20 protein-coding genes and 1 other annotated feature are annotated in these 20740 nt (G+C 40.5%); all 20 genes read right to left on the reverse strand.

What is annotated here, in order from left to right; translation table 11 throughout:
- Positions 1-13 precede the first annotated feature (13 nt).
- Positions 14-652, reverse strand: coding sequence for an orotate phosphoribosyltransferase (gene pyrE, locus IHV12_RS13535; protein WP_197191187.1), 639 nt, complete (start codon positions 650-652; stop codon positions 14-16).
- Positions 621-1355: an orotidine-5'-phosphate decarboxylase gene (gene pyrF / locus IHV12_RS13540; protein ID WP_197191188.1), complete on the reverse strand. Its 735-nt coding sequence runs from the start codon at positions 1353-1355 to the stop codon at positions 621-623. Before pyrF ends, pyrE begins: the two co-directional genes overlap by 32 nt.
- Complete coding sequence (locus IHV12_RS13545; RefSeq protein WP_197127672.1) at positions 1328-2266, reverse strand: dihydroorotate dehydrogenase; 939 nt, start codon at positions 2264-2266, stop codon at positions 1328-1330. The genes pyrF and IHV12_RS13545 overlap by 28 nt, the downstream gene beginning before the upstream one ends.
- A complete protein-coding gene (locus tag IHV12_RS13550; protein ID WP_197127671.1) occupies positions 2263-3033 on the reverse strand; it encodes a dihydroorotate dehydrogenase electron transfer subunit in 771 nt (256 codons plus the stop codon). The genes IHV12_RS13545 and IHV12_RS13550 overlap by 4 nt, the downstream gene beginning before the upstream one ends.
- Positions 3030-6236: a carbamoyl-phosphate synthase large subunit gene (carB, locus tag IHV12_RS13555; protein ID WP_197191189.1), complete on the reverse strand. Its 3207-nt coding sequence runs from the start codon at positions 6234-6236 to the stop codon at positions 3030-3032. Before carB ends, IHV12_RS13550 begins: the two co-directional genes overlap by 4 nt.
- Positions 6229-7326, reverse strand: coding sequence for a carbamoyl phosphate synthase small subunit (locus tag IHV12_RS13560; RefSeq protein WP_197191190.1), 1098 nt, complete (start codon positions 7324-7326; stop codon positions 6229-6231). Before IHV12_RS13560 ends, carB begins: the two co-directional genes overlap by 8 nt.
- Entirely contained in the window at positions 7323-8615 is a 1293-nt protein-coding gene (locus IHV12_RS13565; protein ID WP_197191191.1) for a dihydroorotase, read from the reverse strand. The genes IHV12_RS13560 and IHV12_RS13565 overlap by 4 nt, the downstream gene beginning before the upstream one ends.
- A complete protein-coding gene (locus tag IHV12_RS13570; protein ID WP_197191192.1) occupies positions 8590-9510 on the reverse strand; it encodes an aspartate carbamoyltransferase catalytic subunit in 921 nt (306 codons plus the stop codon). Before IHV12_RS13570 ends, IHV12_RS13565 begins: the two co-directional genes overlap by 26 nt.
- A 129-nt stretch (positions 9511-9639) precedes the next feature.
- Entirely contained in the window at positions 9640-10959 is a 1320-nt protein-coding gene (locus IHV12_RS13575) for a solute carrier family 23 protein (RefSeq protein ID WP_197127666.1), read from the reverse strand.
- A 178-nt stretch (positions 10960-11137) separates the two neighbouring features.
- On the reverse strand, positions 11138-11680 hold the full coding sequence (gene pyrR, locus IHV12_RS13580; protein ID WP_197127665.1) for a bifunctional pyr operon transcriptional regulator/uracil phosphoribosyltransferase PyrR: 543 nt from the start codon (positions 11678-11680) through the stop codon (positions 11138-11140).
- Between the two features lie 190 nt (positions 11681-11870).
- Entirely contained in the window at positions 11871-12785 is a 915-nt protein-coding gene (locus tag IHV12_RS13585) for an RluA family pseudouridine synthase (protein ID WP_197191193.1), read from the reverse strand.
- Positions 12772-13242 (reverse strand): signal peptidase II, encoded by a 471-nt coding sequence (gene lspA / locus IHV12_RS13590; RefSeq protein WP_197191194.1) that lies wholly within the window; start codon positions 13240-13242, stop codon positions 12772-12774. The genes IHV12_RS13585 and lspA overlap by 14 nt, the downstream gene beginning before the upstream one ends.
- Positions 13243-13596: 354 nt before the next feature.
- On the reverse strand, positions 13597-16359 hold the full coding sequence (gene ileS / locus IHV12_RS13595; protein ID WP_197191349.1) for an isoleucine--tRNA ligase: 2763 nt from the start codon (positions 16357-16359) through the stop codon (positions 13597-13599).
- 93 nt (positions 16360-16452) lie between these two features.
- Positions 16453-16679, reverse strand: a binding site (T-box leader).
- A gap of 45 nt (positions 16680-16724) precedes the next feature.
- Positions 16725-17228: a DivIVA domain-containing protein gene (locus tag IHV12_RS13600; protein ID WP_197127662.1), complete on the reverse strand. Its 504-nt coding sequence runs from the start codon at positions 17226-17228 to the stop codon at positions 16725-16727.
- A 76-nt stretch (positions 17229-17304) separates the two neighbouring features.
- Entirely contained in the window at positions 17305-18078 is a 774-nt protein-coding gene (locus tag IHV12_RS13605) for an RNA-binding protein (protein WP_197191195.1), read from the reverse strand.
- A gap of 8 nt (positions 18079-18086) precedes the next feature.
- On the reverse strand, positions 18087-18362 hold the full coding sequence (locus IHV12_RS13610; protein WP_231618205.1) for a YggT family protein: 276 nt from the start codon (positions 18360-18362) through the stop codon (positions 18087-18089).
- Positions 18363-18387: 25 nt separating this feature from the next.
- Positions 18388-18810 (reverse strand): cell division protein SepF, encoded by a 423-nt coding sequence (locus tag IHV12_RS13615; RefSeq protein WP_144700902.1) that lies wholly within the window; start codon positions 18808-18810, stop codon positions 18388-18390.
- Positions 18811-18822: 12 nt separating this feature from the next.
- Positions 18823-19503, reverse strand: coding sequence for a YggS family pyridoxal phosphate-dependent enzyme (locus IHV12_RS13620; RefSeq protein WP_197191196.1), 681 nt, complete (start codon positions 19501-19503; stop codon positions 18823-18825).
- Between the two features lie 7 nt (positions 19504-19510).
- Complete coding sequence (gene pgeF / locus IHV12_RS13625; protein ID WP_197191197.1) at positions 19511-20332, reverse strand: peptidoglycan editing factor PgeF; 822 nt, start codon at positions 20330-20332, stop codon at positions 19511-19513.
- A 73-nt stretch (positions 20333-20405) separates the two neighbouring features.
- Complete coding sequence (locus tag IHV12_RS13630) at positions 20406-20690, reverse strand: YlmC/YmxH family sporulation protein (RefSeq protein WP_066289211.1); 285 nt, start codon at positions 20688-20690, stop codon at positions 20406-20408.
- Positions 20691-20740 lie beyond the last annotated feature (50 nt).

Genomic DNA, 20740 nt, shown 5'->3' on the forward strand with positions numbered 1-20740 from the left:
TCTCCTTAAGAAACTATTTGGAAAAAGAGGCAGCTCCCCAGTGTTCTGGGTCTTGTTGCCATTCTTTTAATAAAGAAAGCCCTTGGTCACTTATCTTTCCGCTTTCTTGTGCTTCCTCTATTAATGTACTAAAGTTTGTTACGGTTTGAAAAGAAATATCCAACTCACCGAGTTCTACATCTGCCTTTTGCAGACCATAACTAAAAATGGCTACAACACCGAGCACTTCGATCCCTGCTTCACGAAGAGTAAGTACCGATTGAATCGAACTTTTGCCAGTTGAGATAAGATCTTCAACCACTACTGCCTTTTTGCTTTTATTCGTTAGCCCTTCGATCTGATTCGTTTTTCCATGAGCCTTCGCACTAGATCTTACGTAACACATCGGTAATTCCATCTGATCAGCTACAAATGCCGCGTGAGGAATACCTGCTGTTGCGGTTCCGGCAATAAGATCAGCTTCCGGGTAATGCTTCTCTATTAACGCGGAAAGCTCTCCTGCTACTTGTGTACGAATCTCTGGATATGCAATAATCAACCGGTTATCACAATAAATGGGAGACTTCATCCCCGAGGACCACGTGTATGGATGTTCAGGCGACAGAGTTACGGCTTCAATGTTAAGCAAATGTTGGGAAGTTGTTGTTTTCATGACTATCTCTCCATTCATTTAATATTTCAGAATAAGTTGTAACGGGTGTTTCTGATTGTGTGATACTTCTGCCGATCACCATATAATCTGAGCCTTTTAACGAAGCTTCTCTTGGTGTCGCAACTCGAGCTTGGTCATGTGTATCAGAGCCGCTCGGACGAATGCCTGGAGTAACAGTCAAAAAGTTCTTTCCACAAACATCCTTGATCTTCATAGCTTCTTGCACGGAGCAAACGACACCATCTAATCCTGCCTTTTTAGCAAGTTCTGCATAATGAGCTACACACTCTTTCATATCAACATTCTTGATTAAGAGCTCTTCGTTTAATACTTTTTCTGTTGTACTTGTAAGCTGTGTAACGGCAATTAATTTTGTATGATGAGCACCAGCTGCTAGTAGACCTTCTTTAGCAGCTCTCATCATATGAGTTCCACCTGCTGCATGAACATTCACCATGTCAATGTTCAGTCCACCGATGACCTTCATGGCTTTATGAACAGTTGTTGGTATGTCATGTAGTTTTAAATCCAAGAAGATGCGAAAGTTTTTTTCTTTTAACCATTTAATAAAAGGAGGTCCTTCCGCATAAAAAAGCTCCATACCTACCTTTACATAAGGAGATTGTCCTTCAAAGCTTGATAAAAAGGATTTGGCTTGATCGGCATTCTTAAAATCTAACGCGATGATAACGGGGTTTTCCATTGCTTTGTACTCCTTCCTGTCATCTCACTAATATTTTCTACGCCAATCTCATCTAGCAGCTTTGGAAGTTGCTCTATGATCTCAGGACAAACGTATGGATTCACAAAGTTTGCTGTACCGACTGCAACAGCAGATGCACCAGCAGACATCATCTCAAGAACATCTTCAGCTGTGCTTACTCCACCCATACCGATAATCGGTAGTGATATCTTTTGGCTTACTTCATAGATCATCCGGATAGCTACAGGTTTTATTGCGGGTCCTGAAAGTCCACCCGTCTTATTTGCCAATATCGGATTACCCGTTCTCCAATCTAATTTCATTCCAACTAGTGTATTGATCATCGAAAGACCATCAGCGCCCGCTTCTTCGACTGCCTGTGCCATCTCTACGATGTTTGAGACATTGGGCGAGAGCTTCACATATACTGGTTTTTTTGATACGGCTTTCACTTTTCTTGTCAGATCTGCCGCAGATTTGTAGTGAGTACCAAACTGGATCCCGCCTTCTTTCACGTTCGGACACGATATATTTAGCTCTACAGCAGACACTTGAGGCGAGGATGAGATCTGCCTTGTCACTTCGATATACTCTTCTTCAGTAGATCCTGCAATATTAGCTAGTATCGGTATGTTATAAGGCTCCAAAGCCGGAACTTCATTTTCTAAAATTTTCAATACACCTGGGTTTTGAAGGCCGATAGCGTTTAACATTCCGCTTTCTGTTTCAGCTACTCGAGGGGTAGGATTGCCGAAACGTCCCTCTAGAGTAGCTGCTTTAATCGTAATACCACCTAGTACACTTAGGTCATACCACTTAGCATATTCTTTTCCGAATCCAAAACAGCCTGATGCAGGAAGAATAGGGTTTTTCATATTTAATCCTGGCAATGAAACATGCAGCCTACTCATAATACAACCTCCCCCATCTTAAATACCGGTCCATCACTGCAGATCTTTACATATCCTGATTCTCTCGTTTCAGTTGGACATACACAGGCAAAACAAGCGCCAATCCCACAACCCATTCGTTCTTCTAATGAAAGATATCCCCGAAGACCAACCGCTCTCTCTTCTACTGCTTTTAGCATGATCGCCGGTCCAACAGAATAGATGACAGGTTCATTTTCAACAACGTTCATCATCGCGTCTGTCACAAAGCCTTTTATTCCAAGAGATCCATCAACAGTAGTCACGATGGTTTCTCCGATTTCTTTGAACTTTTCGATGTAAAAGCTGTCTTCAATCGATTGATAACCTAGAATAAATGTTACTTCTATTCCTTTTTTCTTAAGATGCTTACCAAGGTAGTATAGAGGTGGTACACCAATCCCTCCCCCGATGAGCAGTGCATGTTTGTTTTTATCCATTTCAGCAAGTTCAAATCCGTTACCAAGCGGACCTAATACATCTACAACTTCACCTTCATGTTTGTGACTGAGCTGTTTCGTACCTTCACCTTGTGCTCTGTACAAAAGTGTTACTTCTTTTCTCTCTAAATCTACATCGCAGATCGAAAGGGGGCGGCGCAATAGTTTTGAAGATTGATTTCCTACAGAGACATGGAGAAACTGACCAGGTGTAGTCATGCTGCCTACACCAGGGCCAGTCAATTTCATCTCAAATATATTTCTAGCGATCTCTATATTTGATGTAATGTTCAACAAGTGCTTCTTCATACGAGCACCTTGTCTTTTTTTGTGAATGCTGAAAGTGCATGTGCTGAGAACGAGATGGACTCAAGTACTTCTAATAGAGCGACTGAAGTATCTAAGTTTGTCAAACATACGACTCCGTTCTCTGCGCATTCTCTTCGAATGCGGAATCCATCTCTCGCAGGTATCTTCCCTTTTGTTAACGTGTTAACGACAAACTGTGCTTCGTCTTTACGAATAACATCTAGAAGATTTCTCCCTTCTGATCCGATCTTGCCAACGACATTGACTGGGATTCCTTCTTGTTCAATAATGCTCGCTGTTCCTTCCGTTGCCATGATTGTGTAACCGATCTCGTAAAATCTCTTTACCATCTCAAGTGCTTCTTCTTTGTCTTTATCTGCTACGGTAAAGAGTACAGTTCCGTGCGTTGGAATTTTCATACCCGATGCGATCAAGCCTTTGTATAGTGCTTTTTGAAGATTCTTATCTCTTCCCATTACTTCTCCAGTTGATTTCATCTCAGGCCCTAAATACGTATCCACACGACGCAGTTTTGCGAACGAGAACACAGGAACCTTAACCGAGACTTCATCTGTTTCCTTCTGATAACCAGTTTCATAGCCTTGACTAACTAGATTCTCACCTAGTATGACTTTTGTAGCGACGTTAGCCATCGGTACACCTGTTATCTTACTTAAAAATGGCACTGTTCGGCTTGAGCGTGGATTCACTTCAAGTACATACACTTCATTCTTATGCCAAACGAACTGGATGTTCAAAAGTCCGATGATCTTTAAACCTTTCGCGATTGAAATCGTTCTGTCAATGATCTTCTGCTTGATCTCTTCAGGCAAAGTTTGCGGAGGATAGACTGCGATAGAATCTCCAGAGTGAACACCTGCACGCTCTATATGCTCCATCATTCCTGGGATGAAAACATCTTTCCCGTCTGAGATCGCGTCTACTTCGATCTCTTTTCCTTCAAGATATCGATCGACTAATACCGGATGTTCAGGATTTACTCTAGCAGCGTTCTCCATATACTGAAGAAGCTCGCTTTCTTGGTACACGATCTCCATTGCTCTTCCGCCAAGCACGTATGAAGGACGAACGAGTACAGGATATCCGATTGAGTTCGCGATAGCCACGGCATCTTTAACAGAGAACGCCGTTTTTCCAGCCGGCTGCGGAATTTCAAGCTGTTTCATCACTTGTTCAAAGCGCTCTCTGTCCTCAGCTAGGTCCATGCTGTCTAGAGATGTCCCGAGGATCTTAATCCCTCTTCTCTCAAGCTCTTCTGAGAGATTGATCGCTGTTTGTCCACCGAATTGAACGATAACGCCTTCAGGTTTTTCATGATCGATCACATGCATTACATCTTCTACTGTTAACGGTTCAAAATAAAGTTTGTCTGACATGCTAAAGTCCGTAGAGACCGTTTCTGGATTGTTATTGATGATGATCGCTTCATACCCTGCTTCTTGAATCGCCCACACCGTATGCACGGTCGCATAATCAAACTCAATGCCTTGTCCGATTCTGATCGGACCAGATCCAAGAACGACCACACTCTTTTTGTCTGTAATGATTGATTCATCTTCTTCTGCGTAAGTTCCATAATAATAAGGTGTAGCGGATTCAAACTCTGCTGCACACGTGTCAACCATTTTGAAGACTGGCTTGATTCTCTCGTTCAATCTGAACTGATATAGTTCATACTCGTCCATTTCCCAAGCTTCTGCAATCCAGCGATCGCTAAATCCTTTTTCTTTTGCTTTCTTTAAGATGACTTCATCTTTCTTACGCTCTTTTACTCGTTTCTCTAAAAGGATGATTCCATGGAGCTTTTCTAAGAAGAAATAATCAATCTTTGTCCATTCATGTATCTGTTCTACTGTAATTCCCATTCTCAAGGCTTCAGCGATGTAGAACAACCTTTCATCATCTGCTCTCAAGATTTTTTCTTGTACTTCAGATTCAGTTAGGTTTTTCTCTTTCACATCAAGGTGGAAAGCTGAAATTTCAAGAGATCGTACAGCTTTTAAAAGAGACTCTTCAAAGTTGCGTCCGATCGCCATAACCTCTCCGGTCGCTTTCATCTGTGTTCCAAGCTTACGGTTCGCTCCTTCAAACTTATCAAACGGCCATCTTGGAATCTTCGAAACGATATAATCAAGTGCCGGCTCAAAACATGCATACGTGGTTCCCGTCACTGGATTTTTTATTTCATCTAGCGTGTATCCTACTGCAATCTTTGCTGCTAATTTGGCGATCGGATATCCTGTCGCTTTAGAAGCTAAAGCAGATGAGCGGCTTACACGCGGATTTACTTCGATCACATAATATTGAGAGCTGTCAGGATCTAGAGCAAGCTGTACATTACAGCCTCCTTCGATTTTTAGAGCTCTTATAATTCTTAAAGATGCGTTTCGTAACAGTTGATAGTCTCTGTCAGTAAGTGTTTGGCTAGGTGCTACTACGATTGAGTCACCTGTATGAATTCCTACCGGGTCGATATTTTCCATGTTACACACAACGATCGCCGTGTCATTCTTATCACGCATCACTTCATATTCGACTTCCTTGAATCCTGCGATACTCTTTTCGATCAATACTTGACCTACAGGACTCGCATGCAACCCAGATGGCGTAATCTCTAAGAACTCTTCTTCATTTGTTACGATTCCGCCTCCCGTTCCACCAAGTGTAAACGCTGGGCGAATGATTACCGGAAAACCGTTCTCATTAACGAATGCTCTAGCTTCTTCCATGTTATGAACGATTGCACTCTCAGGAACTGGCTCGTTCAACTCTCTCATAAGTTCTCTGAACAAATCTCGGTCTTCCGCTTGCTGAATGGAAGGAAGTTTTGTTCCTAACAGTTCCACGTTGTATTCCTCGAGGACACCTGAGTTGAAAAGTTCAACGGCGAGATTCAAACCTGTCTGGCCACCTAACGTAGCAAGCAGTCCATCAGGACGTTCTTGACGTATGATGCGCGATACAAATTCAAGAGTTAATGGTTCGATGTAAACTTTATCCGCCATATTAGGGTCAGTCATGATTGTTGCAGGATTTGAGTTTACTAAAACAACTTCATATCCTTCTTCTTTTAAAGCTTGGCAAGCTTGTGTACCAGCGTAATCAAATTCTGCAGCTTGTCCAATCACGATTGGTCCTGAACCAATCACTAAAATTTTTCGGATGTCATGTCGTTTAGGCATATTGCATCAAACCTTCTTTCTTCGTTGTTTTTATCATGTTCATGAAATCATCAAAGATCGGATTCGAATCTTGTGGTCCTGGCGATGCTTCTGGATGATACTGAATAGAAAACGCTGGCTTCACTTTATGTTTTAACCCTTCAACTGTTCCATCGTTTACCGCTATATGTGTTAGAACGAGCTCTGAGTTCTGTAGAGACGCTTCAGTTACTGCATAACCATGGTTTTGTGAAGTGAGCGCAATTTTACCAGTCTCAAGATCTTTTACCGGATGGTTAGAACCTCGGTGTCCGAACTTCAGCTTTTCGGTATCAGCACCAGTTGCCAGAGCTAATAGCTGATGCCCTAAACAGATTCCTAAGATTGGAATATTATGATTTAAAAGCTCTTGAATCATCGTTATTCCTGAGTGCACATCTTTTGGATCTCCAGGTCCGTTGCTCAAAAGTACACCATCAGGCTGAAGGCGGATAATATCAGCTGCAGATGTGTTATGTGGAACAACGATCACATCACATAATCGTCTAGAAAGCTCCCTTAACATTCCGCTTTTCACTCCAAAATCTACGACCACTACTCGATAACCGCTGTTCGGTAAGTGATATGGTGTTTTTGTTGATACTTTTGTCACTTGATTGGTAATTCGTTCTTCTGCATTCAAGTTCTTTATCACTTCTTCAGCATTTTCAATAGAGTTTGTCATTCTACCTTTTAGGGTTCCGTGCTGTCGAATTTTTCTTGTGAGTTTGCGTGTATCAATTCCATATAAACCTGGAATATCTTTTGCTGTCAGCCAGCTGCTTAAAGACTGCATGCCTTCATGATGATTGGGAAACTCAGCATGTTCATTCACAATGATCCCGCTCGTTGCAGGACGGATCGATTCATAATCTGACCGGTTGATTCCGTAGTTCCCCACTAGTGGATACGTAAAGCAGATAATTTGATCACAGTATGAAGGATCAGTCATTACTTCTTGATATCCTGTCATACTTGTTGTGAATACTACCTCACCACTTGATTCACGTTGTGAACCAAAAGCCAATCCGGTAAAAATCGTTCCATCCTCTAAAATTAAGTAGCGTTTCATACTAAGCTCTCCTCTCGTTGATAAACAAGTTTCCCACTAAAAATGGTTGCAACCGGCCACCCTTTACAGCTCCAACCGTCAAACGGTGTGTTTTTCCCTTTAGATACAAAATCGTTAGCGTTGATTGTTTCTTCTTTTTCTAGATCGATGATTGTAAGATCTGCAAGTGAACCTTCTTCAAGTCTGCCATATGACAGATTAAAGCTTTCAGAAGGCTTTTTCGTCATCTTGTCTACAAGTTCTTGCAGTGTGAATCGTTTCTTTTTCACAACAAGCTCTGTATAAAGAAGAGGAAAAGCTGTTTCCAATCCTACGATTCCAAAAGGTGCAAGTTCAACATTCTGTGCTTTCTCTTCTTCACTATGTGGAGCATGGTCTGTTGCGATAAAGTCGAGCGTGCCATCTTTAAGTCCCTCTATTAATGCCTCTCGATCAGCCTCACTTCTTAAAGGTGGGTTCATCTTATAGTTTGTATCGTTTGCCTTAATGTCTTTATCGCTTAAAATCAAATGATGAGGCGTGACTTCTGCAGTAACTTTAATTCCTGCTCGTTTCGCATCTCTAATGACTCGAACTGATTCTTTCGTACTCACGTGACAAACGTGATATCTAGCATCTGCCGCTTCAGCGAGTAATACATCACGTGCGATGTGCACAGATTCACTAACGGATGGAATTCCAGGCAGACTTTCTTTTTTCGTAAACTCACCTTCGTGGAAAGCGCCTCCTTTAGGAAGGAGCGTATTGTCTTCACAATGTGCTACGATAACAGCACCATGGCGTTTTGCCTCCTTCATCGCGCTAAGCATCATTCCAGCTGACTGCACTCCTACACCATCATCCGTAAAAGCGAATGCGCCACCCGCGAGAAGAGTTTCAAAGTCTGTAAGTTCACTCCCGATCTGTCTCGTTGTGATCGATGCGTAAGGAAGTACTCTGCAGCTTGCCGTGTCTTTGATCTTACTCTGTACAAGCTCTAATGTTTCTCTGCTATCTGGTACTGGTCGCGTGTTTGGCATCGCAGCAAGAGTTGTATATCCACCTTTCACTGCAGCTTTCGTACCTGTTGCAATGGTCTCTTTATGTTCTCCACCAGGCTCTCTTAAGTGAACATGTAGATCTACAAATCCTGGTGTTATTAATTTTCCTTCTACATCAAGTACTTCATGACCCTCAATCGCTATATCTTTTTCTACCTTTTGAATTTCGTTATTTACAATTAAGATATCTCTGTGGATAAGATTGTTGTTTCCGTCAAGGATCTTAGCGTTTTTTAATAAGTAGCTCATCGTTAATAGCCTCCTGATTCGTATTCAATGCCCATCTCAATACCGCCATTCGAATAAAAACACCATTCTGTACTTGCTTAAATATTCTTGAGCGTTCACACTCAACAAGTTCATCTGCGATTTCAACGCCTCGATTTACAGGGGCTGGGTGCATGATAATGCTGTGTGCTTTCATCCTTTTTTCTCTTTCAACCGTTAAACCATATTGCTGATGATAATCTTCTTTCGCGAGATTCATGGAAGTGCTATGTCTTTCGTGTTGAATTCTGAGCATCATAAGTGCATCAGCTAGTTCGACTGCCTCATCAATTGGGATGAAGTCTTCTTTCCATTCGTCTACAAACCATTCTTCAGGTCCTGAAAATAATACTCTAGCTCCCATCTTCCGCAAGACTTCAGCGTTTGACCGAGCCACACGGCTATGTAGGATGTCACCTACGATGACAACTGTTAATCCCTGCAGTACAATAAATTCTTGTTGTATCGTTACTAGATCTAACAAAGATTGAGTCGGATGATTGCCGCAGCCATCACCAGCATTGATGATCGGAACATTTATTTTTTCAGCTAAGCCGTCGAAATAGCGATCTTCAGGATGCCTGATAACAAATGCTTCCACGCCTATTTCCTCTAGCGTTCGTAACGTATCGTAAAGCGTCTCTCCTTTTTGCACGGAGGAGCCGTTCACTTCCACGTTTAAAGGTTTCATGCCAAGTCTGTATTCTGCAGCTTCAAAGCTGAACCTTGTTCTTGTACTTGGCTCAAAAAATAAATTCGCGATCAACTTTTGCTTGAAGATCTCATCTTGCTTTCCGCTTTTAAACGCTTCTGCTTTTCTCATTATGAATTGAATGTCTTCAATCGATAACTCATTCATTGTTAGTAAATGGTTCATCCTAATCTCTCCTTTTGACATAAAAATAGCACCCTGAAAAAGTTTGCAGGATGCTCTTAACAGAAGAAGAAAATGGTTCCTCTCTTGTCGTCACCCTTTTAAGTCTCTCGTACTTATTTAAAAGGCGTTTTATGCAGCTGTGTCGTTATCGTTTGTTTTGAACATTTTGTTAATCAGATCTTTGTCATTCTCTCGTCCAGGGAGCACTTGGTTTAAAACGATACCGATAAGAGTTGCTAATGCCATCCCGGCAATTTCAAAGTTTGCATTAATCTTTAATGCTGCTCCACCAATACCTGTTACTAAAATAACGGATGAGATGATCAAGTTTCTTTTGTTTCCAAAATCGATATTGTTGTCTACTAACATTCGTAAACCTGATGAAGCGATGATTCCGAATAATAGGATTGAAACTCCTCCCATAACAGCAGTTGGGATCGTACTGATCAGTGCTGTTACTTTTCCAGAGAATCCGAACAGAATCGCTGTTACTGCTGCTCCTCCGATCACGAAGACCGAGTATACGCGAGTGATCGCTAACACCCCTATATTTTCACCATACGTTGTTACGGGAGGTCCTCCGATTAAAGAGCCGATGATAACCCCCATACCATCGCCTAAGATCGAGCGATGAAGTCCTGGCTTTTCAATAAAGTTTCGTCCGACTACTTTTGAAAGCACGAGCTGATGTCCGATATGTTCTGCGATCGTTACCGCGGCAACCGGCATCATGATCATTGCGATGCTCCAAGTAAAGTCAGGTGTATAGTTTACAAAAGGTACGAAGAAATCCGGTGCCTGTATCCATTTTGCTTCTGCTACTTTCGTAAAATCTACGATTCCTCTGAAGTATGCAAAGGTAAAGCCAGCAATGATTCCAATCAGAATCGGGATGATTCCTAAAATTCCTCTAAAGAATATCGAGCAAACGATTGTTACTGCGAGAGTAAATAAAGCTACCGTAAAGTGCATCAAGCTATATTTTTCTGTTGCCGGATCGTTCATCGCCATACCTACTGCTACGTTTGCTAATCCTAAACCGATCACGATGATAACCGGACCGACTACTACAGGTGGCAACACTCTCATCAGCCACTTAAAACCGAACCCTTTGATCAAAAGAGCTACCACTCCGTAAACCAAACCCGCTAAAAAGCTTCCTAGCATGGCTGCTTCTGGTCCTCCAAAAGCTTTTACCGTTAAAATCGGTGTGATAAAAGCAAAACTTGATCCGAGATAAGCAGGAATTTGTCCTCTTGTTACTAAGAGATAAGCTAACGTTGCAAGTCCACTTGATACGAGGGCTACACCTGGATGAAGACCTACTAAGAATGGTACTAGCACTGTTGCGCCGAACATTGCGAACAAGTGCTGCAGGCTTAACGTTAACCACTGAACGGGTGATGGTTTATCATGTACATCTAAAATCGCTTTTGTTTGGTTTTCCATAACTATTGACCTCCTGTTTCGTAACACTTATTTTTGCAAAGGTGTATGGGTTACACTTGCAATAAAAAAACCTCTTCTGCATTTTGCAAAAGAGGCCGCGGAGGCACAAGTGTACACGAGTCGTGTCACTTGATTGATACCTCCCTTGCCAGCCTCTCTGGACTGAATTTAAAGGGACTTATTTAGTTGTTGAAATAGATACTTCATCAAATCCATCTACTTCTATTAAAGACGCGGAGATAATTTCTTCACTCGATGTTGGAACATTCTTTCCAACATAATCTGCTCGAATCGGAAGCTCTCTATGTCCTCTGTCAATGAGGACCGCAAGCTGTATATTAGAAGCTCGTCCTAGATCCATGATGGCATCCATTCCCGCTCTTACAGTTCTACCAGTATAAAGAACATCATCTACTAAGATTATCTTTTTGTCTGTCACTTCAACCGGAATATCCGTTCCTTTTACTTCGGGTTCAGAATTGTCCGTTTTGATCTTAAGATCATCTCGGTACAATGTGATATCAATGACACCTACTGAAACAGCATTTCCTTCGATCTGTTCGATGCGTTCAGCAAGACGCTTTGCAAGAAATTCACCACGGGTCTTTATGCCAGCTAATACGATGTCTTTAACTCCCTTATTACGCTCGATAATCTCATGCGCGATTCGAGTAAGTGCTCTTCTGATTGCTTGGTCATCCATTAATACTGTCTTTGACATAACAAACCCTCCTTTAAATCTTGTTGCCTTTAACCGTTAATTCCAAAAAAAATCCTCCCGTCACATGACGAGAGGATAGAGAAATTCTAAAAAAGAATTCTCATGAATAACGTTTCCTTCTCAGCCTCACGGGACTAAAGTTAAAGGACTATTTAAGTTACATTGATTATGACAAACCCTTAAACGTTTGTCAACTTCTTTTCTCTAATAGATCTAATAGTTCAACCATATCAGCAGGTATTTCACGCTCAAACTCCATATATTCACCTGTTGTTGGGTGATCAAATCCTAGAGTTTGTGCATGAAGCGCTTGACCTTCAATTTGCAAAGTCTTTGAGGGACCGTACTTTGGATCTCCTGCTAATGGGAATCCAATATATTTCATATGAACTCGAATCTGGTGCGTACGTCCTGTTTCTAACTGACACTCTACAAATGTGTAATTTGTAAAACGTTTAATCACGTTAAAGTGTGTAACAGCATCTCTGCTGTTTTCATCTGTTACCGTCATTTTTTGACGATCACTTTTATCTCTTCCGATCGGTGCATCGATCGTACCTTGGTCATGTGGCATCACTCCATGAACGATCGCTTTATAAACACGTGTTGTTGTTTTTGCTTTAAGCTGATCAACAAGTGATTCATGAGCCTTATCGTTCTTTGCCACCATCAATAGACCAGATGTATCTTTATCTATCCGGTGCACGATACCAGGACGAAGTACACCATTGATTCCAGATAGGTCTTTACAATGTGCCATAAGTCCGTTGACTAGTGTTCCACTGTAATGGCCAGGTGCAGGGTGTACGACCATCCCACGAGGCTTATTTACAACAAGCACATCAGAATCTTCATACACGATATCCAGATTCAACTCTTCTGGAACAACATCTAGTACTTCTGGTTCTGGGATTTCAATCTCGATCACATCACCAGCGGCACATTTATAATTAGACTTTACGGGTTTTCCTTCTAACAATACGATCTTATCTTTGATCCAGTTTTGAATCTGTGAACGTGACCAATCATCCTGTACATCAGACAAAACTTTATCAATACGGTTTCCTGCTTGTTCAGGAGTTACCGTATATTCAAATTTGTTCATTTTCTGGCTCCTTCTTTTTGCTTTCCATAAAACTTTGAATAAAAATCAAACCAACACCTACTACGAGTGCTGAGTCAGCCACATTAAAAATCGGGAAGTCATAGCTGCCGATGTAAACATTCAGAAAATCAACAACTTCTCCGCGAAGCAAACGATCGATAAAATTACCAATAGCTCCCCCTAATACGAGAGCAAGCGCCGTTTTAAGGAGTGTATCATGTGCGTGTTTTTGTAGGTAATAAACTACTGCACCTACAACAATAACGGTAATAATGATAAAAAAGTATCGCTGATCTTGGAGGATACCAAAAGCTGCTCCCCTGTTTCGGTGAGAGGTTATGTAGAATACTTGATCAATAACAGGAATAGATTGCCCTAATTCCATATTCTTTACGATTAGCCACTTTGTCACTTGGTCAATTACCAAGATGAACAAAGCTACAAGATAATAAAACAATAGAACTCCTCCGATACAGAAATTAATGTCTTTATGAATTGTAGCACAGCCATCGGACGTTCTACAATTTAATTTGTGTCTAACATCAATGAAGTACACCATAACAAACAAAAATCCCGCAAAATGCGGGATTTTTTAAATTCATACTTTCTAAACAGTGGAATGATGTTAGTTTATTCACTTCTCTGACAAGTTGATTGGAGTGGAAGATGCGAGACTCCTGCGGGACAGGTAGGCAAGTGAGACACTTATACGTGAAACGTACGAATGTGGCTCACCGCCTGCCCCGCGGAAAGCGAGCATCTGAAACGGAAATCAACCACTTTCAAAGAACAACAATGAATACGAAAACAATTAAGCGTAGTGCTTTTCAACGATATCTGCGCAGCTTGCACAAAGTGTTGGATGGCTCTCGTTCTTCCCAACATCTTCAGAAACAACCCAGCAGCGTTCACATGTTTCACCTTCTGCAGAGCTAACTGAAACAGCAACATGCTCATATACTCCTGCAGATTCAGGAGCTTCTGATTTCACTCCACCTACTACAGCTTTAGAAACAATAAAGAGTTTGTTTAAATCTTCTACTGATTCTAACCATGGTTTTAAAGCTTCGGTCGGATAAAGTGTGATTGAAGCCGTTAGTGATTTACCAATTGTTTTTTGGCTTCTTGCTTCTTCAAGTGCTTTTAATACCTCGTCACGAACATCCATGAATACATCCCAGTCTTTTTCAAGCTTTTCTGTACCTTGGTAGTTCTGCACTTCTGGCATTGTAGTTAATTGAACACTTACTTCATCAACACCTGGAATGTATTCCCATACTTCATCAGCCGTGTGAGAAAGAACAGGAGCAGATAGTTTAGTAAGTGCCATTAATGATTGATAAAGCACCGTTTGAATGCTGCGGCGTTTATGATCGTCCTCTGCTTGGATGTATAGAGTATCTTTTGCCATATCTAAATAGAATGAACTTAACTCAATTGTACAGAAGTTATGAATCGTATTATATACCGTGATAAATTGATAGTCCTCGTAAGCTTTTTTCACTTTAGCTACTACTTTATCAAGTTTTACCATCATGTATTTTTCTAGATCTGGCATATCTTCAAACTTCACAGAGTGCTTATTCGGATCAAAACCATGCAGGTTACCTAACAAGAAACGAAGTGTATTTCTGATTTTACGGTATACTTCAGCAACTTGTTTTAAAATATCGTCTGATACACGTACGTCTGATTGATAATCGACAGAAGATACCCATAAACGGATGATATCTGCACCTAGCTGCTTCATCACCTTGATCGGATCTAGTGTATTACCAATTGACTTACTCATCTTACGTCCTTCTCCATCGAGAACGAAACCATGGCTTAAGACTGCTTTGTAAGGAGATTTACCAGTGATTGCAACAGATGTAGAAAGTGAAGAATTAAACCATCCACGATATTGGTCAGATCCCTCAAGGTAAAGATCAGCAGGTCTTACTAAATTTTCTCTCTCTTCAAGAACACCCCAGTGAGATGTACCTGAATCAAACCAAACGTCCATGATATCCGTCTCTTTTGAGAAACGGCCATTCGGGCTATGAGGTGAAGTAAATCCTTCCGGAAGGAGATCTTTTGCTTCTCTTTCAAACCAAATGTTTGATCCATTCTCTCTAAACAATTCTACTACGTGACTAATCGTTTCTTCTGTAAGGATTGCTTCACCATCCTCACCGTAAAAGACTGGAATTGGAACACCCCAAGCTCTTTGACGAGAAATACACCAGTCTTCACGATCTTTGATCATGTTGTGTAAACGTGTTTCGCCCCAATTCGGAACCCAATTTACTTCTTCAATCGCAGAAAGCATATCTTCGCGGATTCCTTTGATCGAAGCAAACCATTGAGCCGTTGCACGGAAGATTACCGGTTTTTTCGTTCTCCAATCATGTGGATAAGAGTGTGTGATGAATGAAAGCTTTAGAAGAGCACCTTTTTCTTGTAATTGTTCAGTAATCGGCTTATTCGCTTCATCATAGAACATACCTTCAAATCCAGGTGCTTCTTTCGTCATAACACCTCTGTCATCAACTGGACACAATACTTCTAGACCGTATTTTTTACCAACTAAAAAGTCATCTTCACCATGACCAGGAGCTGTATGAACACACCCAGTACCTGCATCCGTTGTTACATGGTCGCCCAGCATGACTAATGAATCACGGTCATATAAAGGATGACTAGCTACTGCATGCTCAATGTCAGCACCTTTAAAGCGTTTCACTACTTCGGCTTGGTCCCACTCAAATTCTTTCGTTAGTGATTCTAATAATGCTTCAGCAACAACATACTTACCATTTTCAGTTTGAACGGAAACATAATCTAATTCTGGATGAACTGAGATTCCTAAGTTTGCTGGAATCGTCCATGGCGTCGTAGTCCAGATTACAAGTTTCTCATCTGCATCAAGAACACCTTTTCCATCTTTCACATCAAACGCTACATAGATAGAAGCTGATCTTTTATCTTGGTACTCAATCTCTGCTTCTGCTAATGCAGATTCAGATGAAGGAGACCAATATACTGGTTTTAGACCTTTGTAGATTAAATCTCTTTTGGCCATTTCACCAAATACTTCGATCTGTCGAGCTTCGTACCCTTTATCTAACGTGATATATGGGTTTTCCCAATCACCACGAACACCTAGACGTTTAAACTGCTCACGCTGATGATCGACTTGTTTAAGCGCATACTCTTCACAAAGCTTACGGAACTCTGCAACAGTTAGTTCTTTGCGTTTTACTTTACCGCTTTTCGTTAGTGCAGTTTCAATCGGCAGCCCGTGAGTATCCCAACCGGGAACATAAGGAGCATAGTGTCCTGTCATTGATTTAAAGCGCACGATGATATCTTTTAGAATTTTATTCTCTGCGTGCCCGATGTGGATATCACCGTTTGCATAGGGTGGTCCGTCATGCAGAATAAACGGAGGTAAATCCTTTGTATTTTCTAACACCATTTTGTAGATGTCTAGTTCTTTCCATTTGTCTTGAACAACAGGTTCTCTTTGAGGCAGATTTCCTCGCATCGGAAACTCTGTTTTCGGCATTAATAACGTGTCTTTATAATTCATCATCTTTCCTCCTTCATTACGATAAAACGTGACAGATGACCAAAAGTACCGTGTTAAAACAAAAAAACCTTCTCGCCCCTACTGCATGTTAACAGTAGGGACGAGAAGGTTATCCCGCGGTACCACCCTAATAGGTTCATGACATAACACGAAACCCACTTAGTCATCCGTAGCGTGGATGAAGCGCCTGAACTTACTGCTTTTTTTCAGTCCAGGAACTCAGGGGTGATTTTCAAATACATCTCTATACTAGGCTCGCACCATTTCCTAGATCGCTTGAATAGATAAAAGTAATTTACTGTCCCCGTCTTCGTCACATATTAATCTTAGAAAAGTATATGCGATTTTTCAAAGTAATGTCAAGCTTACGACTTTACTTCTTGAAGTTCATAGCCTTCAAGATTATCAGGTGCATTCAAAGAATCCCAGTCGTCATTCTTTAACATTTCAAGTTGAGCTTCAATCAACATTTTGAAACGTGTTCGGTAAACAGAAGACTGTTTCTTTAATTCATCGATTTCCATTGAGATCTTTCGAGATTTAGATAGAGACTCGTTAATGATTCTATCGGCATTTTTTTCTGCTTCTTTTACAATTAAGCGAGCTTCTTTCGTTGCTGTGCGCTTAACTTCTTCGCCAGTTTCCTGAGCAATCAGAATCGACTTATTTAGAGTTTCCTCAATGTTTTTAAAATATGAGATCTTTTCTTCAAGGTTCTCTACCGTTTCCTCTAGTTCTTTCTTTTCTCGGATCACTGTTTCATAATCTTTGATGACTTGGTCTAAAAAGTCATTCACTTCATCTTCACTATAACCTCTGAAACCTCTTGTGAATTCCTTGTTATGAATATCCAGTGGTGTTAAAGGCACAACGGCCACCTCCATAGATGCATTATTTTTTACCTAATTTCGACAAATTTTCTGTCATTCCTTCTATTTAAGGAAATTATTTTAATAGTCCGTAACGAATACGCCACTTTTCTTTCTTTGTTGTTCCCTCAATCGCGATGAGCTTACTCCTGCCGAATCCTCTAACTGAGAGCTCATCACCTTCCATCATTTCAGTGGAAACATGGTCGACGATCTTATGATTTAATTTAACCCGTCCTTGTTGAATCAAGGGAGATGCTTTTGCGCGAGATAGGTTGTACACTTCGGCGACAATAACATCTAGTCTTAGAGAGGACACAGTCCCGCTCTTTTCGTTATATTCAGTCTTTACTTCTGTCAATTCGTTTTCTTGGATCGTATGTAACTTAATACCTGTCTTTCCGACTTTCGTTAAGTTTAACTCGATAAAACCAGCGATCTCTGTCGCACATATGAACTGAACACGATCTCCTGAAATTAAAATATCACCATACTTCCCCCGTTTAACGCCGATGTTCATCAAAGCCCCTAAAACATCTCTATGTTCGATGGTGGAGAATTTAGCGGGATATTGAATTTCGTAGCAGACTAATTGAAAATCATCGTTTTGAACTTCAAAGTAATCAGGATAGATCAATGCTCTTTTCCGTTCAGAAAAAGAAGAGCCTCCCCATAAAGAGAGGCGAACTTCTGTATCGTTTCCAACGATTGTTTTTACGATTTCTTGTTCTCGTGGATCAAGAAAGTCAGTCAGCCTTGGACTATACCTTTCCAACACCTCAGACTTCCAGTTTAAAACACGATCCACAAATTCATGCTCTTCTGGTCTGTAATGCTGATAGATGCTCATAATAAGACCTATATCGAACGAGCAATCATATCTGCAATCGCAGCTACTCCAAAACGAGCAAAGTGCAGTGCCATTAGAGCTACGATCGGCGAAAGGTCAATCATGCCAAGAGGTGGAATAATCTTTCGGAAAGGAGCTAGATACGGTTCAACGAGTCTTGCGATCACTTGACCGATGGATGACTCACGAGCGTTAGGAAACCAAGATAATAGTATGTACCCGATAATCATGTAATAGTAGATTTGAATAAGAGTTAGTACTACGTCTTCAACTGCATAGATCATATTCAATAATTTTCACCTGCCTGATTTAATCTTCTTCCATCATTTCTGAAATCGTTCCAGAAACGTCAACATTTTCAGGAGTACATAAAAATGTATTCGGTCCTAACTTTTGAATGTCACCACCGATTGCATAAACAGTCCCTGATAAAAAGTCTACGATTCTTTTTGCTTGATCATGCGGAATTCTTTGCAAATTCATAACAACAGCTCGTCGATTTTTTAATTGATCTGCGATATCTTGTGCTTCCGCATATACACGAGGTTCTACGAGTACAACCTTTACTTGTTGTTGAATACTTTGAAGACTGACTACGTTCGGTTTACCTTTTTTCGTATGAGAAGGTGTGATTTCTTCTTCTTCAGGCATTGCTTCTTCCTCATAATCATCTTCATACTCATAATCATCTTCTAGATCAAAAAAGCGCTTGAATTTTGTTTTGATTCCCATCTGTTCCACCTCCTAGAATTCTTTTCCTACTAAACTCGTCCCTATTCTAATAAATGTTGCACCTTCTTCAACAGCAATCGAAAAATCGTTAGACATTCCCATAGATAGCTCTGTACAAGGAGCATGAACCAATTTTAGGTTCTGTATCTCCAATTGAAGTTGCTTTAATGTTGAGAACACGTTTCTGATTAAGGTTTCATCCTCAGTAAAAGGTGCCATAGTCATAAGCCCGACAACCTGAATACGATCGTAGTCTTTTAATTTATCGACAAAAGCCACTACATCTTTTACTGGTAAACCATGTTTGGAATCTTCTTCGGCTACATTAACTTGTACAAAGCAAGAAACGGTTCTGTCTGCTCGTTTTTGAATCTCACTCGCCAAACTCAAACGGTCTAATGAATGAATATAGTCCACGTGATCGATAACATCTTTTACTTTTCTTGTTTGTAAAGTTCCGATAAAGTGCCATTTAACAGGTAGATCTTTCAGAAATTCTTTTTTGGATAATAATCCTTCTATCCTGTTTTCACCAATATGTTCAATACCTGCTAAAACAGCGTCTTTTGTTGTTTCATTACTCACATATTTCGTCACTGCGATTAAATTAACGCCCTTTGAAGACCTGTTTTTTTTCTGGCATGCTCTTTGAATTTCATTAAAGATATGTTCTTTGTTTTCTTTGATACCCAATTCTTGATTAATCCCCTTTCCTGCCTATATAACTCATCATTCTTCCCGTCTTGCCCTTGTCTTTACGATGCGAAAAGAACACATCATTTTGACAGCTCGTACATTGATCTGAAACGATAATATTTTCAGGCAGTACTCCAGCTCTTAAGAGAAGGATTTCATTCAGTTTCTTCAAGTTTAATTGATAGCTCCCAGCTGCATTTTTTTTATAAACAGTGTCTACAGTATCTCCATCTAAAGCTACTTTTACTTCATTTATTACTCTATCATCTACCTCATAACAGCAATTCCCTATTGAAGGACCAATCGCGGCTAAAATTGACTTCACATCAACACTCTCTTTTTCCTGCCAAATGTTGATCATGGCTGGTCCAATTTTTGCAACCGTCCCTTTCCATCCTGCATGAGCAAGTCCGATTAAATTATCATTCGGCGCATAAAAATAGAGAGGAACACAGTCCGCATAAAGAGACGTTAAAAGAATATTTTCATCTGATGTATATAATCCATCTGTATCAGGTATTGCTGTATCAAAATCTAGGGAACCTGATCCTCTGTCTTCTTTAGATACCTTTACAATATTTTCAGCATGAACTTGTTTAGATCCTATCCAATTTTCAACAGGAAACCCGATGTCTTCTGAAAATAATTTGCGGTTTTTTCGGACCTTATCTGGATCATCATTTACATGAAAACCCATGTTCATAGAATGAAAGGCCATTGTACTATTCCCGCCTTCGCGCGTTGTGAAACCCGAAAAAAGTTTAGAATTCAACTTTTGCCAACTCTGTATTGCAAGATGCTTTCCAGATCGTTCAAATGTGTTCATATGTATGTATTCCTCCTGGAAAGTTTTATCTTTATTTTACCACATTTTTAGATAAGAAAGAAAAAAGAACCGTTTATTTCAATTGATCAAACGGTTCTTTAACATATTCATTTAATTCACTTGCTTCCATATGTCTTACAAGAATAACATCTGCGCCGATCTTAACTATATTTCTCCAAGGTATCACGATGTCATTTTCTCTTGCAAAAAAACCAAGCATTTTTCCTGCACCAGGGATGATGATCGCATCTATCTTTCCAGTATTTAAATTGATTTCAAGATCAGCTATGTGACCGAGCTTTTTCCCATTTGCTACGTTAACAACATCTTTCACTTGAAAATCTGATATTTTATTCATCTGCAATCCCCGCCTCTCTTACAACAGTATATGAAGGACAAAGCTGTTTC

The organism is Fictibacillus sp. 7GRE50, from assembly GCF_015903875.1.
GTDB lineage: Bacteria > Bacillota > Bacilli > Bacillales > Fictibacillaceae > Fictibacillus > Fictibacillus phosphorivorans.

Bases quoted from the DNA above. Each gene is read 5' to 3' on its own strand.
- IHV12_RS13575 (WP_197127666.1), bottom strand. From the start codon at position 10,959: ATGGAAAACCAAACAAAAGCGATTTTAGATGTACATGATAAACCATCA.
- IHV12_RS13550 (WP_197127671.1), bottom strand. From the start codon at position 3,033: ATGAAGAAGCACTTGTTGAACATTACATCAAATATAGAGATCGCTAGA.
- IHV12_RS13585 (WP_197191193.1), bottom strand. From the start codon at position 12,785: ATGAACAAATTTGAATATACGGTAACTCCTGAACAAGCAGGAAACCGT.
- IHV12_RS13565 (WP_197191191.1), bottom strand. From the start codon at position 8,615: ATGAGCTACTTATTAAAAAACGCTAAGATCCTTGACGGAAACAACAAT.
- IHV12_RS13610 (WP_231618205.1), bottom strand. From the start codon at position 18,362: ATGATCTATGCAGTTGAAGACGTAGTACTAACTCTTATTCAAATCTAC.
- ileS (WP_197191349.1), bottom strand. From the start codon at position 16,359: ATGAATTATAAAGACACGTTATTAATGCCGAAAACAGAGTTTCCGATG.
- pgeF (WP_197191197.1), bottom strand. From the start codon at position 20,332: ATGAACACATTTGAACGATCTGGAAAGCATCTTGCAATACAGAGTTGG.
- IHV12_RS13560 (WP_197191190.1), bottom strand. From the start codon at position 7,326: ATGAAACGCTACTTAATTTTAGAGGATGGAACGATTTTTACCGGATTG.
- IHV12_RS13630 (WP_066289211.1), bottom strand. From the start codon at position 20,690: ATGAATAAAATATCAGATTTTCAAGTGAAAGATGTTGTTAACGTAGCA.
- pyrE (WP_197191187.1), bottom strand. From the start codon at position 652: ATGAAAACAACAACTTCCCAACATTTGCTTAACATTGAAGCCGTAACT.
- IHV12_RS13570 (WP_197191192.1), bottom strand. From the start codon at position 9,510: ATGAACCATTTACTAACAATGAATGAGTTATCGATTGAAGACATTCAA.
- pyrR (WP_197127665.1), bottom strand. From the start codon at position 11,680: ATGTCAAAGACAGTATTAATGGATGACCAAGCAATCAGAAGAGCACTT.
- IHV12_RS13605 (WP_197191195.1), bottom strand. From the start codon at position 18,078: ATGAGCATCTATCAGCATTACAGACCAGAAGAGCATGAATTTGTGGAT.
- carB (WP_197191189.1), bottom strand. From the start codon at position 6,236: ATGCCTAAACGACATGACATCCGAAAAATTTTAGTGATTGGTTCAGGA.
- IHV12_RS13545 (WP_197127672.1), bottom strand. From the start codon at position 2,266: ATGAGTAGGCTGCATGTTTCATTGCCAGGATTAAATATGAAAAACCCT.
- IHV12_RS13615 (WP_144700902.1), bottom strand. From the start codon at position 18,810: ATGGGAATCAAAACAAAATTCAAGCGCTTTTTTGATCTAGAAGATGAT.
- pyrF (WP_197191188.1), bottom strand. From the start codon at position 1,355: ATGGAAAACCCCGTTATCATCGCGTTAGATTTTAAGAATGCCGATCAA.